We start from the raw sequence: 15,346 nt of genomic DNA, 5'->3' as shown, positions 1-15,346 counted from the left end.
GGGTTGTCCCGCCGTTGTACACCCGTGCGCCGCCGCGCTCAATCCGGTGCGACCTGGGGCGCTGTCGCCTGGGCGTCCTCGCCGGCCGTGCCCAACCCCTGCGCGTGCAGCCGCGCGTACACGCCGTCGGCCGCCAACAACTGGGCGTGCGATCCCTGCTCGGCGATGCGCCCCTCGGCCAGCACGATCACGCGGTCGGCGTGTTCGATGGTGGACAGCCGGTGCGCGATGACCAGGGTGGTGCGGCCCCGCATGAGCCGCGCCAGCGCGTCCTGCACCAGCCGCTCGGACTCGTTGTCCAGCGCCGAGGTGGCCTCGTCGAGGATGAGGATGGGCGCGTCCTTGTAGATGGCGCGCGCGATGGCCAGGCGCTGGCGCTGCCCGCCCGAGAGCTCGGTGGCGTTGTGGCCCACGTTGGTGTGCATGCCCTGGGGCAGGCGCTCCAGCAACTCGCCCAGGTTGGCCGACAGCAGGGCGGCGCGCACGCGCTCGTCGTCGATGTCGTCGTCGGCCGTGCCCAGGGCCACGTTGGCGGCCAGGCTGTCGTTGAGCATCACCACGTCCTGGCTCACCAGGGCGAACTGGCGGCGCAGGCTGGCCAGATCCCACGCGGGCAGCGGCACGCCGTCGAGCGACACCGTGCCGCGATCGACCTCCACGAAGCGCGGCAGCAGGTTGATGAGCGTGGTCTTGCCCGAGCCCGAGGGGCCGACGAAGGCCACGACCTCGCCGGGGCGGATGTCCAGGTCGACGCCGCGCAGGGCCAGGCCGGCGTCCTCGCCGCCGTTCGCCGGCTCCGCCTTGGGCGGGTAGCGCACCCACACGCCCTGCAGGTGGATGGCGCCTTGCACGCGCTCGGCCACGTGTGTGCCGCCGGTCTGCTCGGGCGTCTGCTCGATGAGCTCGATGCCGCGCTCCAGCGCCGCCAGGCCGCGCGTGATGGGCGAGGCGATCTCGGCCAGGTGCCGGATCGGGGCGATGAGCATCAGCATGGCGGTGACGAAGGCCACGAAGTTGCCCACGGTGACGCCCGTGGTGCTGCTCTGCCACAGCGCCACGGCGATCACCGCCGACAACGCGGCCGAGGCCAGCAACTGGGTGAAGGGCGTCATGGCCGCCATGGCGATGGTGCTCTTGAGGGCGAGGCGGCGCAGCGCCACGCTGAGGTGGTCGAAGCGCTCGGCCTGGCGCCGCTGCGCGCCGTGCAGGCGCACCACCCGGTGGGCAAGGGCGTTTTCCTCCACCACGTAGGCCAGCTCGTCGGTGGCCTGCTGGCTGGCGCGCGTGAGGCGGTACAGGCGCTTGGAGAGCACGCGCATGATCCAGGCCAGCCCCGGGAACACCGCGATCACGATCAGCGTGAGCTTCCAGTTCAGGTAGAGCAGGTAGCCCATGAGCGCCAGCAGCGTCAGCGCGTCGCGCGCCAGCGTGAGGAAGGACGAGACCAGCATCTGCGAGCCGGTCTGCACCTCGTACACCAGCGTGTTGGACAGCTTGCTCGCGCTCTGGCGCGAGAACAGCGAGAGCTGCGCCGCGTTGAGCTTGGCGAACATGGCGCGGCGCAGGTTGAGCATGCCCGTGTTGGCCGTGTACGACAGCGCGTACTGCGCCACGAAGGAGGCCATGCCGCGCACGCCGAACAGGCCCATGAAGGCCACGGGCACCATCCACAGCGGAATGCGCCCGTCATTGAAGCCCTCGTCGAGCAGGGTCTTGAGCAGGGCGGGAATGAGCGGCTCGGTCAGCGCGCCGACCACCGTGGCCAGAGCGGCGAAGACGATGCCTGTCCTGGCGTCGCGGAAATAGGGCCAGACGCGCAGCAGCCGCTGACGCAGCGGGCCTGAGGGTGGGGCGGTGGACGGGTCGGTCGGGTTCAAATCGGGTGTTCGGATCGGGCGCCCCTGGTGAAGCGTTCGGGAACCAATGGGCGCGGGAGCGGTCCAGCAGGCCGCGAGGGCACACATCTTGTCACGGCTTGCCTGCGGACGTCCGTTATTATCGGCCGCTATCTCCAAGGGCACCGGGCCACGCGCCCCGCGCTGCCCGCCATCCCAACACCATGCACCAACCGCCTCGACTCCATCCCTCGACCGGGATGCCGCGCCGGCATGCCCTGGGTCTCCTGTCCGCCTCTGCCCTGCTGGGCTGGCCCGCTTCCAGCGCCCTGGCGCAGTTCCGGGTCGAGGTCACGGGCGTGGGCCTCACGCGCTTTCCCTTCTCCGCCGTCAGCTTCCGCGGCAATGAGGCCGCGAGCGAGAACATCGCCGCCATCGTGCGCGCCGACCTGGAACGCTCGGGCCAGTTCGTCGCCGTGCCGCCCCTGGCCGGCGCGCTCGACGAAACCTCGCGGCCCGACCTCGCCCCCTGGCGCGAGCGCGGTGCCGACTCCCTGCTCACCGGCAGCGTCACCCGCCTGGCCGACGGCCGCTTCGACGTGCGCTTCCGCCTCTGGGACGTGGTGCGCGCCCAGGACCTGGGCGGCCTGAGCTATCCCGTGGGCGCCACCGACCTGCGCCTGGCGGCCCACAAGATCGCCGACTACATCTACGAAAAACTCACCGGCGAAAAAGGCGTGTTCTCCACCCGCATCGCCTACGTCACCAAAGCCGGCACGCGCCACAGCCTGTGGGTGGCCGACGCCGACGGCGAGAACGCGCGCGCCGCGCTCACCAGCCCCGAGCCCATCATCTCGCCGAGCTGGGCGCCCGGTGGCGGGCAACTGGCCTACGTGTCCTTCGAGTCGCGCAAGCCGGTCATCTACGCGCACGAGGTGGCTTCGGGCAAGCGCCGCCTGCTGGCCAATTTCCGCGGCTCCAACAGTGCGCCGGCCTGGTCGCCGGATGGCCGCTCGGTCGTGGCCACGCTGTCCCTCTCGGGCAATGCGCAGCTCTACACCATGGACGCCAACGGCGGCGAGCCGCGCCGCCTGACGCAAAGCGCCAGCATCGACACCGAGCCCGTCTTCAGCGCCGACGGCAAGCAGATCTACTTCGTCAGCGACCGCGGCGGCTCGCCGCAGATCTACCGCATGTCCCCCCAGGGCGGCAATGCGCAGCGGGTCACCTTCACGGGCAACTACAACATCTCGCCCTCGGTCAGCCCCGACGGCCGCTGGCTCGCCTTCATCTCGCGCGTCAACGGTGCCTTCCGCCTGCACGTGATGGAGCTGTCCACCGGCACCGTCACCGCGCTCACCGAAACCAGCGGCGACGAAAGCCCCAGCTTCGCGCCCAACAGCCGCATGATCATCTACGCCACCCGCGATAAGGGCGGCGACGCGCTCATGACCACCACGGTGGACGGCCGCATCAAGACCCGCCTGGCCGGGGCGCAGGGTGACATCCGGGAGCCCGAATGGGGCCCGTTCCTGCGCTGACCGTTACCCGGCTTGCCAGCGGTTTTCGTTTTCTTTTCCTTCAACAACACCTCTCAGGAATCGCCATGTTCCCAACCTCCGCTCTCCGTCGCACCAGCGGCCTGCTCGCCGCCCTGATCGCCGCCGCCGTGCTCGCGGCCTGCGGCTCCAACGTCCGACTCGATGAGCCCCCGGTCGAAGACCGCACCGGCACCGCCGCCGGGGCCGGCGCGGGTGGGCAGGGCAGCGGCGTCGACCAGCGCGGCGTGGCCGGCGTGCAGGTGCCGGGCTCGGGCAGCACCCAGCCCACGCAGATGCAGCGCATCGTCTACTTCGACTACGACAGCTTCGAGGTCAAGCCCGAGGCCACGCAACTGCTCGAGGCGAACGCCCGCTACCTCAACGCCAACCGCAACGTGCGAGTGGCCCTGGAAGGCCATACCGACGAGCGCGGCGGCCGCGAGTACAACCTGGCGCTGGGCCAGAAGCGCGCCGAGGCCGTGCGCCGCGCGATGTCGCTGCTCGGCGTGCCCGACAGCCAGATGGAAGCCGTGAGCTTCGGCGAAGAGAAGCCCGCGCAGACCGGCGCCGACGAGTCGGCCTGGGCCAAGAACCGCCGCGTCGAGCTGACCTACCGTTGAGCTGCAGCATGAGCATCGCACGGCCGCCCGAAGAGGCTCGCACCGCAGCGCTTTGCGCGGAGGTCTCCGAATGAGCTTTGCGCGCTGGAACTCCACGCTCGCCGCCGGCGTCCTGGCGCTGGGCGGCCTGTGGGCGCCCTCGGCCCACGCCCTGTTCGGTGACGACGAGGCGCGCAAGGCCATCGTCGACCTGCGCCAGCAGGTCGAGGCCGGCCGCAAGGCGTCCGAGGCCGCGGCCGCGCAGCAGCGCGAAAGCGACGCCTCGATCAAGCGCAGCATGCTCGAACTGGCCAACCAGATCGAGCAACTGCGCGGCGAGATCGCCCGACTGCGCGGCCAGAACGAGCAGCTCGCGCGCGAGGTGGCCGACCTGCAGCGCGCCCAGAAGGACGTGCAGGCCGGCATCGACGAGCGCCTGCGCCAGGTCGAGCCGGTGAAGGTCGAACTCGACGGCCGCAGCTTCACCGCGCAGCCGGCCGAGAAGGCTGAGTTCGAGGCCGCCATGGCCACGTTGCGCAAGTCCGATTTCACGGGCGCCACGGCCGCCTTCAACGGCTTCCTGCGCCGCTACCCCACCAGCGGCTTCACCCCGGTGGCGCTGTACTGGCTGGGCAACGCCCAGTACGCCGCGCGCGCCTACAAGGACGCCGTGGATTCGCACCAGCGCCTGGTGCGCGAATTCCCCGACCACCCGCGCACCCCCGAGGCCATGCTGGCCCTGGCCAACAGCCAGGTCGAGCTCAAGGACACCAAGGGCGCCCGCAAGACGCTCGAGGACCTGGTGAAGCAGCACCCGCAGAGCGAGGCCGCCGGCGCGGCCAAGGAGCGCATCGCGAGATTGAAGTAACACCCCCGCCGCGCTTCGCGCGACCCCCTCAAGGGGGCGACACCTGCGGCCCGGCAAAGCCGGTTCCGCGGTGTCCCTGGGTTCAACCCTTGCAAGCGGAGAGCTTCATGGCCGCACCTACAATCGCGGCCCTATGGATGACCTCGCCGCCCTTCAATCCCTGAACCAGACCGTGCTGTGGGCCGCCTTCGGCGTGGCCGCGGCCTTCGGCTTCATCGCCCAGCGCACCCACTTCTGCACCATGGGGGCGATCAGCGACATCGTCAACATGGGCGACTGGACCCGCATGCGCATGTGGGTCATGGCGGTGGGCGTGGCGGCCATCGGCTTCTACGGCATGGGCTGGCTGGGCTGGATCGACACCAGCCAGTCCCTGTACACGGGCAGCCGCTTCATCTGGCTCTCCGCGCTGGTCGGCGGCACCCTGTTCGGCTTCGGCATGGTGCTGGCCTCGGGCTGCGGCAGCAAGACGCTGGTGCGCATCGGCGCGGGCAGCCTCAAGTCGCTCGTGGTGTTCTTCGTCATGGGCCTGGCCGCGTTCATGACGCTGCGCGGCATCTTCGGCGTGGTGCGCGTGAACACCGTGGACCGCATCAGCGCCGAACTGCCTTCGGGCTCGGCGCTGCCCACCTGGGTGGCCAACGCGCTCGGCATGGAGCCGGGCGTCGCGGGCCTGCTCTGCGCGCTGGTCATCGGCATCGCGATCATTGCCTGGTGCCTGAGCAGCGCCGACTTCCGCACCGGCAACAACCTGCTCGCGGGCATCGGCATCGGCCTCACCATCGTGGGCATGTGGTGGGTCAGTGGCCACCTGGGTTTCCTGCCCGAGCACCCCGAAACGCTGGAGCCCGTCTACGTCGGCAGCAACAGCGGGCGCATGGAGGCCCTGACCTTCACCGCGCCCATGGCCTTCGTGCTCGACTGGCTCATCTACTTCAGCGACACCACCAAGGTGCTCACCTTCGGCGTGGTCACGGTCTTCGGTGTGGTCGCGGGCTCCTTCGTCTGCGCGCTCATCGAGCGCAGCTTCCGCTGGGAAGGCTTTCGCGACACGCGCGACACGGCGCTGCACCTCGTGGGCGGCGCGCTCATGGGCGTGGGGGGCGTCACGGCGTTGGGCTGCACCGTGGGGCAGGGTTTGTCGGGCCTGTCCACCCTGAGCCTGCTGAGCGCCATCGCCGTGGCGGGCATCGTGGGCGGCGCGGTGCTGGGCTTCAAGTTCCAGATGTGGCTGCTGGAGCGCGCGGGGTGAACACGCTCGACGCCGAGCGCTTCGAGCGCCGCTTCGGTGGCCTGCGGCGGCTCTACGGCGTGTCGGGCGCGCAGCGGATCTTCGATGCGCACCTGGTGGTGGCGGGGCTGGGCGGCGTGGGGTCCTGGGCGGCCGAAGCGCTGGCGCGCAGCGGCGTGCGCCGCCTCACCCTGATCGACCTCGATCACGTCGCCGAATCCAACATCAATCGGCAGGTGCACGCGCAGGATGCGACGCTGGGCCAGGCCAAGGCCGAGGCCTTGCGTGATCGCATCCTGGGTTTTCATCCCGACATCGCGCTCGACCTGGTGGACGACTTCGTGACGCCGGAGAACTGGCCCGGCCTGCTCCAGGGCCAGCGTCCCGACGGACTCATCGACGCCTGCGACCAAGTGCGCGCCAAGACGGCGATGGCCGCCTGGGCCAAGGCCGAGCGCGTGCCCTTCGTGAGCGTGGGCGCGGCCGGCGGCAAGCGCCGCGCCGAGGCCGTGCAGGTGGCCGACCTGGCCGAGGTCACGCACGACCCCTTGCTCGCGCAACTGCGCTACCGCCTGCGCAAGCACCACGGCGGCGCGCGGCAAGGCCGCATGGGCACCGTGTGCGTGTTCAGCCGCGAAGCCGTGGCGCCGCCGGACCCCTCGTGCGGACTCGACGGTGGCGATGGGTCGCTCAATTGCCATGGCTTCGGATCGGTCGTCACCGTCACCGCCACCTTCGGCCTGTGCGCCGCGGGCTGGCTGCTCGACACGCTCGCGAATGCATCGCAAGAAAAAAGCGATCGGTCTTCAGAAAGCCATCAAAGGCACGCTATAATCTGAGGCTTCGCAGCAAGCGACAAGCAAGTTGCGGAGACGGTTAGAAAAGTGTGGGACGTTAGCTCAGTTGGTAGAGCAGCGGACTTTTAATCCGTTGGTCGGCAGTTCGAGCCTGCCACGTCCTACCACCAACAGGAAGGCCCTGGTCGCAAGACCAGGGCCTTTTTCTTTGGTCGCTTGTCGTGTCCCTTGAAGCCTCAGGGGTCGGGAACGACCTGGCCCACGGTCGCGGATGGCTTGGGCTCCTCAGGAGACTCTGCATCGGCCGCTTCCACATCGGCGTGCGGCTTGTGTTGGGCGATCGTTTCCATCAGGTCCTGGGCCATGGCCTGCAAGAGTTTGAGGTCTCGCTCGCTCAGTTGGGTCGGCTCGGTGTCCAGAAGACAGAGCGAGCCGATCGCCCCGCCACGCTTCATGCGCAGCGGCGCACCCGCGTAGAAGCGCAGGCCCGAGCGGCGCAAGCCCGGGTTGGCGGCGAAGCGTGGGTCCTTCGCGATGTCGGGCACCAGCAGCACCTCGTCGCGGGCCACCACGTGGCCGCACAGGGCCTGTTCACGCGGCAGTTCAAGGGGCTTGCCACTGTCGATCACCACGTCCTGGCCATCGACGGCGGTGCGCAGCGCGCCGTGAAAGCCCAGCACCCGCAGTTCCTTGTCGGTGACGACCGTCACCATGGCCGCGGAGACGTCGAAGATCGATGCCGCCCGCTGCGCGGTGCGCTCGAACAGCTCGCGCAGCGCCGGCTCATCGAGTGCGCCCAGTGCCCGCAGCCGCTGAAGGCGCTGCGCGTCGTGGGGCGGCACCGGTGCCTTTTCCCATTCGGTGACGGTCGCCCCCAGGCTTTCCTGCGCGCGCAGCACCGCTTCGACCAGGGAGCCGGCCACGGCGTGCGCGTCCAGCGTCTCGACCAGCGCCGGGTCCGCGAGCGCCTTCTCGTCGAGGTTCCAGGCGCACACGACGATGCGGGCGTCGGGCCAGCGCCGCTGGACGCGGCGGCAGGCGCGCCTGGCCGCGCGCCAGGGCTTGGGCGCGAACAGGGAGAGACACACCGCGCGCGGCGCCGGCCCGGTGATGTCGACCAACGATTCCGCGCTGCTGGCCAGGGCGGCGTCGGCGCGGGCCGGGGTGCCTTCCAGCGCCAGCGCGTGGGCCAGCATGCGCGCGGCCAATGTGTCGACTTCCCATTGGGCGCCGAGGCACAGCACGGTGGGCGCCGGCTCGGGCGGCAAGGGCGTCAGTTCGTGCAGTTCGTCGAGCAGGGCCTCCATGCCCGTGATGAGGCGCAGGCGGTGCTCCGAGGTCGACACGGTCTGGTAGTCGGCCACCGTGCGGCGCAGCACGGGCAGGGCGCTGTCCTGGTAGAACGCCGGCAACGAGTCGGCCGCCTGCGCCAGTTCACGGCCCAGCTCCACCGCTTCATCGACATCGCCGCTCAACAGGCGCTGGTACAGCCGCGTGGGCGCGTCCAGCGCGGGGGCGCTGCCCAGTAGCACGTTGAAGAACTGCAGCGCGGGCAGGTGGCGGCCGATGACCAGCAGGCAGACCGTCAAGGGCGTGGACATCACCAGACCCACCGGCCCCCAGAGCGCCGTCCAGAACGTGGCGGCCACGATGAGCGAGATGGCCGACAGGCCGGTGCTCGAGCCATAGAGCCAGGGCTCGACGACGTTGTTGCTGATGACTTCCAGCGCCACGATGAGGGCCAGTGTCCACAGCACCGTGGACCAGCCCGGATCGATGGCGAAGGCCAGGGCCAAGGGGAACACCGCCGAGATCATCGGGCCCACGTAGGGCACGTAGCGCATCAGCGCCGCCACCGCGCCCCACAGGAAGGCGCCCGGCACGCCGATGAGCCAGAGCCCCAGCGCCATCGGAACGCCGTAGCTCAGGTTGACCCAGAGCTGAACGATCAGGTAGCTGGAGATGCGCTCGCCCGCTTCGTCCATCGCGTCGGTGGCGCGGTGCAGGTTGCCGCCGACGAGGCGGATGAGGCGGTCGCGCAGGTCGAGCCGGTCGAGCAGGATCAGGAAGGTGAAGACCAGCACGATGCCGGCCGTGAGCAAAGGACTGGCCACGCGTTCCAGTCCATCCAGGGCCCGGCTCAGCGGCGAGCGGCTCTCGCCCTGGATCTCGACCTTCTGCACGCGCGAGGCGCCCCCCGTGGTGGCGGTGGCTTCCTCGGCGATGTGGCTGGCCTCGCGCTGCACCAGTGTGACGGTGCGCGTGAGCCCGTCGAACATGCCGGGCGCGCGGATCGCCTGACGCAGATCGGTCAGTTTGCGCTTGATGGTCTGCTGGTAGGTGGGCAGTTCGGCGCTGAGCTCGCGCACTTCGCTGGCCATGAAGGCGAATGAGCCGCCGATCAGCCCCAACGCCAGCGTCACCACGGTGATGACCGACAACAGGTGTGGCAGGCCCCAGCGGCGCAGGCGCGTGACCAGCGGACCCAGCACGAAGCCCAGCAGGATGGCCAGAGCGAGCGGGATGAGAATCTCGCGGCCGACGTACAGGCCCACGAGGATGAGTGCCACGAGCAGCGCGCCCGCGGCGGTGTGCACGACGCTGGCGCGGGCGGCGAAGGCCTCGGGTTCTGCCTGGGGTGACGGCACGGCCGTCCCTTCCTCGGCGGCTTACTTGTTGCCGAAGCCGGCGATGAGCCCGATGAGGATGGTGCCGAGAATGGACATCATGGTGTGAGCCTCCTGTTGGGGTGTTGGACGGGCCATCGTTCAACGGCCCGGGCCCACTGTAGCGCGCTTCGGGCGCGCGCGGCTCAGGGCTGCTGGGCCTGTTCGATGGCCTCGCTGAGCTCGAGCCAGCGCGCCTCGACGTGCGCGTTCTCGGCCTCCACCACCTTCAGGCGCTTGCCGAGTTCGGCCAGCTTCGCGGGCCCGGGCGCGGCCAGCAGATCGGCCTCCAGGCGTTCGCGTTCCTGCGCCAGCGCGGCCATGCGCTGTTCCACCTGGGCCAGTTCCTTCCTCATCGGGCGCAGCTGCTCGGTGACGGCCTTCTGCCGTTGCGCGTCGGCGCGCCGGTCTTCGGCGGGCGCGGCCACCGGGGCGGGGGCAGGCGCTTGCGCGCGCGCGGCCACGCGCTGGGCTTCGCGCGCCTGCTTGGCCATGTCCAGCAGGTAGCGCTGGTAGTCGTCGAGGTCGCCGTCGAAGGGCGCGATGCCACCGCGCGAGACCAGCCAGAACTCGTCGCACACCGCGCGCAGCAGGGAGCGGTCGTGGCTCACCAGCATCACCGTGCCTTCGAACTCGTTGAGCGCGATGGACAGCGCCTCGCGCGTGGCGAGGTCGAGGTGGTTGGTGGGTTCGTCCAGCAGCAGCAGGTTGGGGCGCTGCCAGACGATCATGCACAGCACCAGGCGCGCCTTCTCGCCGCCGCTCATGCTGCCCACGGCCTGGAAGACCTGGTCACCGGTGAAGTTGAAGGTGCCGAGGAAGCTGCGCAGGTCCTGCTCGCGCGTGGGCTGGCCGCTCAGGCGGCCCTGCGCGGTGGTCTCCTTGACCAGCCGGATCATGTGTTCCAGCGGGTTGTCGCGCGGGCTGAGCACGTCGAGCTCCTGCTGCGCGAAGTAGCCGATGTTCAGGCCCTTGCCTTCGGTGACGGTGCCGGCCAGCGGCGCGAGCGTGCGCGCGATGGTCTTGACCACCGTGGACTTGCCCTGGCCGTTGGCGCCGAGGATGCCGATGCGCTGGCCCGCAAGCACCGAGCGGTTGACGCCGCGCACGATGGTGGTGGGCGCCGCGCCGTGCTCGCCGGGGTAGCCGAAGTCGCAGTCCTGCAGGACCAGCATGGGATTGGGCAGGTTGGCGGGTTCGCTGAATTCGAAGCTGAACTCGGCGTCGGCCAGCACGGGCGCGATGCGCTCCATGCGCTCCAGCGCCTTCACGCGGCTTTGCGCCTGCTTGGCCTTGCTGGCCTTGGCCTTGAAGCGGTCGATGAACTTCTGCAGGTGGGCGATCTTGTCCTGCTGGCGCGAGAAGGCCGCTGCCTGCAGGGCCATCTGCTCGGCGCGCATGTCCTCGAAGCGGCTGTAGTTGCCGCCGTAGCGCTTGAGCTGCGCGTGCTCGATGTGCACGGTGACGTTGGTCACCGCGTCGAGGAACTCGCGGTCGTGGCTGATGACGAGCAGGGTGCCGGGGTAGCGCTGCAGCCAGGCTTCCAGCCAGACCAATGCATCGAGGTCCAGGTGGTTGGTGGGTTCGTCGAGCAGCAGCAGCTCGCTCGGGCACATCAGCGCGCGCGCGAGTTGCAGGCGCATGCGCCAGCCGCCCGAGAAGCTGTCCACCGGGCGCTCGAGTTCGTCGAGCCGGAAGCCCAGGCCGAGGATAAGGGCCTGTGCGCGGGCCGTCGCGTCGTGCGCACCGGCGTCGTGCAGGGCCATGTAGGCGTGGGCCATGCGCTCGCCGTCGTCGCTGGCCTCGGCCTCGGCCACCTCGCGTTCGGCCGCGAGCAGGGTGGTGTCGCCTTCGACGACGAAGCGCGTGGCGTCCTGGTCGGTCTCGGGCATGTCCTGCGCGACCTGGGCCATGCGCCACTGCGCGGGCACGCTGAACTCGCCCTTGTCTTCGTGCAGGCTGCCGTCGAGCAGGCGAAATAGGCTGGACTTGCCGGCGCCGTTGCGGCCCACCAGGCCCACCTTCTCGCCGGGGTTGATGGTGAGCGAGGCGCCATCGAGAAGGACTTTGGTGCCGCGGCGCAGCACCACATCGCGGACGACGATCATGCCGAGGCCTCCGACAGATCGTCTTGCGTGAGCAGCAGCACCTGGTCGTCGCCCGCGCTGGTGCTCAGCCACACCGGGCTCAGGTGCGGGAAGGCGGTCTCGAAGTGCGCGCGCTCGTGGCCGATCTCGAGCACCAGCACGCCGTGCGGGCTCAGGCGCGACGGTGCCTCGCGCAGCAGGGTGCGAATGAAGTCCATGCCGTCCGCCCCGCCCGCCAGCGCGAGCTCGGGCTCGGCGCGGAACTCGGGTGGCAGCTCGGCCATGCTGCTGGCGTTCACGTAGGGCGGGTTGCAGAGGATGAGGTCCCAGGGGCCGGGGCAGGCGGCGAGGCCATCGCTTTCAATGAGCGCGATGCGATCGGCCAGGCCGTGCCGGTCCACGTTGATGCGCGCCACCTGCAGTGCCTCGCGCGAGAGGTCGGCGCCCGTCACGCGCACCTCGGGCCAGGCCATGGCCGCGAGCACGGCCAGACTGCCGTTGCCGGTGCACAGGTCCAGCACGCGGACGGTGGTGTCGCTCAACCAGGGGTCGATGCCACCGTCGGCGATGAGCTCGGCGATGAAGCTGCGCGGCACGATGGCGCGGCGGTCCACGTAGAAGGGCACGCCCTGCAACCAGGCCTCTTGCGTGAGGTAGGCGGCGGGTTCGCGTGTGGCGATGCGCTGGTCGATCAGGGCCAGGGCGGCGGTGGCCGCGTCGGCGCCCACGGCATCCGCGGCGTGCGCATCGGTATCGGTGTCGAGCGGCAGGCCCAGGCGCCACAGCACCAGCCAGGCGGCCTCGTCGCGGGCGTTGGTGGTGCCGTGGCCATAGGCCAGGTTCGCGGCGGCCAGGCGGGATTCGGCCTGGGCCAGCAGTTCTTGCAGGTTCACGGTGTCAGGCGGTCTGAAGCGCGCGTTCGTGCAAGTGCTGCAGCGTGCGGCGGTAGATCGCGGTGAGGGGGTCGATGTCGGCGAGCCGCACGTGCTCGTTGACCTTGTGGATGGTGGCGTTGGGCGGGCCGAGCTCGATCACCTGCGGGCACACGGCCGCGATGAAACGGCCGTCGCTGGTGCCACCGGTGGTGGAGAGCTCGGTCTCGATACCGGTTTCGGCGCGGATGGCGTCGCGCACCGCGTCCACCAGCGTGCCCGGCGTGGTGAGAAACGGCCGGCCGCCCAGGGTCCAGGCGATGTCGTGGTCATCGCCCGCCTTCAGGCCGTGGCGCGCGAGGATCTCGACCACCTGCGCCTGCAGCGATTCGGGCGTGCGCTCGGTGCAGAAGCGGAAGTTGAAGTCGATCACCACCGTGCCCGGGATGACGTTGCTGGCACCGGTGCCGCCGTGGATGTTGCTGATCTGCCAGCTCGTGGGCGGGAAGAAGTCATTGCCGCGGTCCCACACGGTGGCCGCCAGCTCGGCCAGCGCGGGCGCGGCCAGGTGGATGGGGTTCTTCGCCAGGTGCGGGTAGGCGATGTGGCCCTGCACGCCCTTGACGGTGAGCTTGCCGCTGAGCGTGCCACGCCGGCCGTTCTTGATCATGTCGCCGGTGCGCTCGACCGAGGTGGGCTCGCCCACGATGCACCAGTCGAGCCGCTCGCCGCGCGCCTTCAGCGCGTTGCACACCACCACCGTGCCGTCCAGGGCCGGGCCTTCCTCGTCGCTGGTGAGCAGGAAGGCGATGTCGATGCCCGGGTCGGGCTGTTCGGCGATGAAGCGCTCGCAGGCCACGACCATGGCCGCGATGGAGGTCTTCATGTCGCTGGCGCCACGGCCGAACAGCGCGCCGTCGCGGTGGCTGGGCACGAAGGGGTCGCTGGTCCAGGCCTCCAACGGCCCGGTGGGCACCACGTCGGTGTGGCCGGCGAAAACCAGCGTGGGCCGATCGCCCGTGCCGCGCCGCGCCCACAGGTTGCTCACGCGGAAGTCGTCGGGCCCGCTGTCGATGCGTTCGCAGGCGAAGCCGATGGCCTGCAGCCGGGCCGCGATCAGCTCGAGGCAACCCGCGTCACGCGGGGTGACGGAGGGCAGGGCGATGAGCGCCTCGGCGAGGCGCAGGGTATCGGTCATCAGAATTTGACGTCGAGCGTGAACTCGGTGAAGGAGGGGGCGTCGCTGGCTTCCTCTTCGGCGGCTTCGAAGCTGCTGGAGCGGCTCTGCTCGAAGTCGTTCTGCAGGCGCCACAGCAGGTTGTTGGGCGAATCGGCGTGGGCCAGGCCTTCCTCGCGCGTGACGAAGCCCTCGTGGATGAGGCGGGCCAGGTCCTGCTCGAAGGTCTGCGAGCCCTCGGCCAGCGATTTCTCCATCGCTTCGCGCGCGCCGGAGAAATCGGCCTTCTGGATCAGGTCGGCGATCAGCGCGGTGTTGAGCAGTACCTCCATCGCCGGCACGCGGGCGTTGCCCTGCTGGGTGCGCAGCAGGCGCTGCGAGACGATGGCGCGCAGCGCGGCCGCCAGGTCACCCAGCATGGTGGGTCGCACCTCCACGGGGTAGAAGCTCAGGATGCGGTTGAGCGCGTGGTAGCTGTTGTTGGCGTGCATCGTGGCCAGCACCAGGTGGCCCGACTGGGCGTAGGCGATGGCGGCCGACATGGTCTCGCGGTCGCGGATCTCGCCGATGAGGATCACGTCGGGCGCCTGGCGCAGCGCGTTCTTCAGCGCCACCTGCAGCGAGGCGGTGTCGGGCCCGATCTCGCGCTGGTTCACCACCGACTTGCGGTTGCGGTAGGTGTACTCGATCGGGTCTTCCACCGTGAGGATGTGGCCGCTGATGCGCTCGTTGCGGTGGTCGATCATGGCGGCCATGGTGGTGCTCTTGCCGGCGCCGGTGGCGCCCACCATCAGGATCAGCCCGCGCTTTTCCATGATCAGGTCGGCCAGGATGGGCGCGACGTTGAGCGTGTCCAGCGCGGGGATGTCGCTGGGCACGTAGCGGATGACCACCGCGATGGAGCCGCGCTGTCGCAGCGCGCTCACGCGGAAATTGCCCAAGCCGTCGAGCGGCACGCCCATGTTGAGCTCGCCGGTCTCCAGCAGCTCTTCCATGCGCGTGGCGGGAATGATCTCGGCCAGCAGGTTGCGCGGTGCCTCGGGCGGCAGCACCTGGCTGTTGATGGGGATGGTCTGGCCGTTGATCTTGATCATCGCCGGCGCGTGCGCCGTGAGGTACACGTCGGAGGCGCGTTTCTCGGCCATCAGGCGCAGGATGCGCTCCATCGTTCCGCTGCTCATGCCGTCTCCCTCGCTCAGGTGGGGTGGGTTGAACTCAATCGATCAATCGCGCAGCAAGTCGTTCAGGCTGGTCTTGGCGCGCGTCTGCGCGTCCACCGTCTTGACGATGACCGCCGCATAGGTGGTGTAGGCCTTGCCGTCGGCGGTCTGCTTCGGCAGGCCACCGCTGATGACCACGCTGCCTGCGGGCACGCGGCCGTAGAGGATCTCGCCGGTGTCGCGCTTGAAGATCGGGGTGCTCTGGCCGATGTACACGCCCATGCCCAGCACCGAGTTCTCCTCGACGATGACGCCCTCGACGACCTCGGAGCGCGCGCCGATGAAGCAGTTGTCTTCGATGATGGTCGGGTTGGCCTGCAGCGGCTCGAGCACGCCGCCCAGGCCCACGCCGCCGGAGAGGTGCACGTTCTTGCCCACCTGGGCGCAACTGCCCACGGTGGCCCAGGTGTCGACCATGCTGCCTTCGTCCACATAGGCGCCGATGTTCACGTA

Annotated in this window: 12 protein-coding genes and 1 tRNA gene; 6 read left to right on the top strand and 7 right to left on the bottom strand. The window is 69.8% G+C overall.

The window, feature by feature from the left end:
* Positions 1-38: 38 nt before the first annotated feature.
* Positions 39-1,964, bottom strand: a complete 1,926-nt coding sequence (gene msbA / locus VLG41_RS08080) for a lipid A export permease/ATP-binding protein MsbA (protein ID WP_325348880.1) — start codon at positions 1,962-1,964, stop codon at positions 39-41.
* A gap of 95 nt (positions 1,965-2,059) precedes the next feature.
* Here msbA and tolB point away from each other — a divergent pair, with 95 nt between their 5' ends.
* The 6 genes from tolB to VLG41_RS08050 all read left to right on the top strand — a co-directional run bounded on the left by tolB (position 2,060) and on the right by VLG41_RS08050 (position 7,038).
* A complete protein-coding gene (gene tolB, locus VLG41_RS08075) occupies positions 2,060-3,376 on the top strand; it encodes a Tol-Pal system beta propeller repeat protein TolB (protein WP_414652468.1) in 1,317 nt (438 codons plus the stop codon).
* 65 nt (positions 3,377-3,441) lie between these two features.
* Positions 3,442-3,996, top strand: a complete 555-nt coding sequence (gene pal, locus VLG41_RS08070) for a peptidoglycan-associated lipoprotein Pal (RefSeq protein ID WP_291020710.1) — start codon at positions 3,442-3,444, stop codon at positions 3,994-3,996.
* Positions 3,997-4,066: 70 nt separating this feature from the next.
* A complete protein-coding gene (ybgF, locus tag VLG41_RS08065; RefSeq protein ID WP_325348879.1) occupies positions 4,067-4,843 on the top strand; it encodes a tol-pal system protein YbgF in 777 nt (258 codons plus the stop codon).
* A gap of 133 nt (positions 4,844-4,976) precedes the next feature.
* Positions 4,977-6,095: a YeeE/YedE family protein gene (locus VLG41_RS08060; protein WP_325348878.1), complete on the top strand. Its 1,119-nt coding sequence runs from the start codon at positions 4,977-4,979 to the stop codon at positions 6,093-6,095.
* A complete protein-coding gene (locus tag VLG41_RS08055; RefSeq protein WP_325348877.1) occupies positions 6,092-6,913 on the top strand; it encodes a tRNA threonylcarbamoyladenosine dehydratase in 822 nt (273 codons plus the stop codon). Before VLG41_RS08060 ends, VLG41_RS08055 begins: the two co-directional genes overlap by 4 nt.
* 49 nt (positions 6,914-6,962) lie before the next feature.
* Positions 6,963-7,038, top strand: a tRNA-Lys gene (locus tag VLG41_RS08050).
* 69 nt (positions 7,039-7,107) lie between these two features.
* Here the strand turns inward: VLG41_RS08050 and VLG41_RS08045 are convergent.
* The 6 genes from VLG41_RS08045 to VLG41_RS08020 form a co-directional block, all read right to left on the bottom strand.
* Complete coding sequence (locus VLG41_RS08045) at positions 7,108-9,519, bottom strand: AI-2E family transporter (protein ID WP_325348876.1); 2,412 nt, start codon at positions 9,517-9,519, stop codon at positions 7,108-7,110.
* Between the two features lie 164 nt (positions 9,520-9,683).
* The gene (locus tag VLG41_RS08040; protein WP_325348875.1) at positions 9,684-11,645 is read right to left on the bottom strand and encodes an ABC-F family ATP-binding cassette domain-containing protein; all 1,962 of its coding nucleotides are present in this window, start codon (positions 11,643-11,645) and stop codon (positions 9,684-9,686) included.
* A complete protein-coding gene (gene prmB, locus VLG41_RS08035; RefSeq protein WP_325348874.1) occupies positions 11,642-12,517 on the bottom strand; it encodes a 50S ribosomal protein L3 N(5)-glutamine methyltransferase in 876 nt (291 codons plus the stop codon). The genes VLG41_RS08040 and prmB overlap by 4 nt, the downstream gene beginning before the upstream one ends.
* 4 nt (positions 12,518-12,521) lie before the next feature.
* Complete coding sequence (dapE, locus tag VLG41_RS08030; RefSeq protein ID WP_325348873.1) at positions 12,522-13,694, bottom strand: succinyl-diaminopimelate desuccinylase; 1,173 nt, start codon at positions 13,692-13,694, stop codon at positions 12,522-12,524.
* Positions 13,694-14,854, bottom strand: a complete 1,161-nt coding sequence (locus VLG41_RS08025) for a PilT/PilU family type 4a pilus ATPase (RefSeq protein WP_325348872.1) — start codon at positions 14,852-14,854, stop codon at positions 13,694-13,696. Before VLG41_RS08025 ends, dapE begins: the two co-directional genes overlap by 1 nt.
* 42 nt (positions 14,855-14,896) lie before the next feature.
* The coding region (locus VLG41_RS08020; protein ID WP_325348871.1) for a 2,3,4,5-tetrahydropyridine-2,6-dicarboxylate N-succinyltransferase at positions 14,897-15,346 on the bottom strand (450 nt) is incomplete at its 5' end.

Source organism: Hydrogenophaga sp. (assembly GCF_035481345.1).
Classification (GTDB): domain Bacteria; phylum Pseudomonadota; class Gammaproteobacteria; order Burkholderiales; family Burkholderiaceae_C; genus Hydrogenophaga.
This window is presented reverse-complemented; position numbering and strand designations above follow the sequence as displayed.

Bases quoted from the DNA above. Each gene is read 5' to 3' on its own strand.
- msbA (WP_325348880.1), bottom strand. From the start codon at position 1,964: ATGTGTGCCCTCGCGGCCTGCTGGACCGCTCCCGCGCCCATTGGTTCC.
- tolB (WP_414652468.1), top strand. From the start codon at position 2,060: ATGCACCAACCGCCTCGACTCCATCCCTCGACCGGGATGCCGCGCCGG.
- pal (WP_291020710.1), top strand. From the start codon at position 3,442: ATGTTCCCAACCTCCGCTCTCCGTCGCACCAGCGGCCTGCTCGCCGCC.
- ybgF (WP_325348879.1), top strand. From the start codon at position 4,067: ATGAGCTTTGCGCGCTGGAACTCCACGCTCGCCGCCGGCGTCCTGGCG.
- VLG41_RS08060 (WP_325348878.1), top strand. From the start codon at position 4,977: ATGGATGACCTCGCCGCCCTTCAATCCCTGAACCAGACCGTGCTGTGG.
- VLG41_RS08040 (WP_325348875.1), bottom strand. From the start codon at position 11,645: ATGATCGTCGTCCGCGATGTGGTGCTGCGCCGCGGCACCAAAGTCCTT.
- dapE (WP_325348873.1), bottom strand. From the start codon at position 13,694: ATGACCGATACCCTGCGCCTCGCCGAGGCGCTCATCGCCCTGCCCTCC.
- VLG41_RS08025 (WP_325348872.1), bottom strand. From the start codon at position 14,854: ATGAGCAGCGGAACGATGGAGCGCATCCTGCGCCTGATGGCCGAGAAA.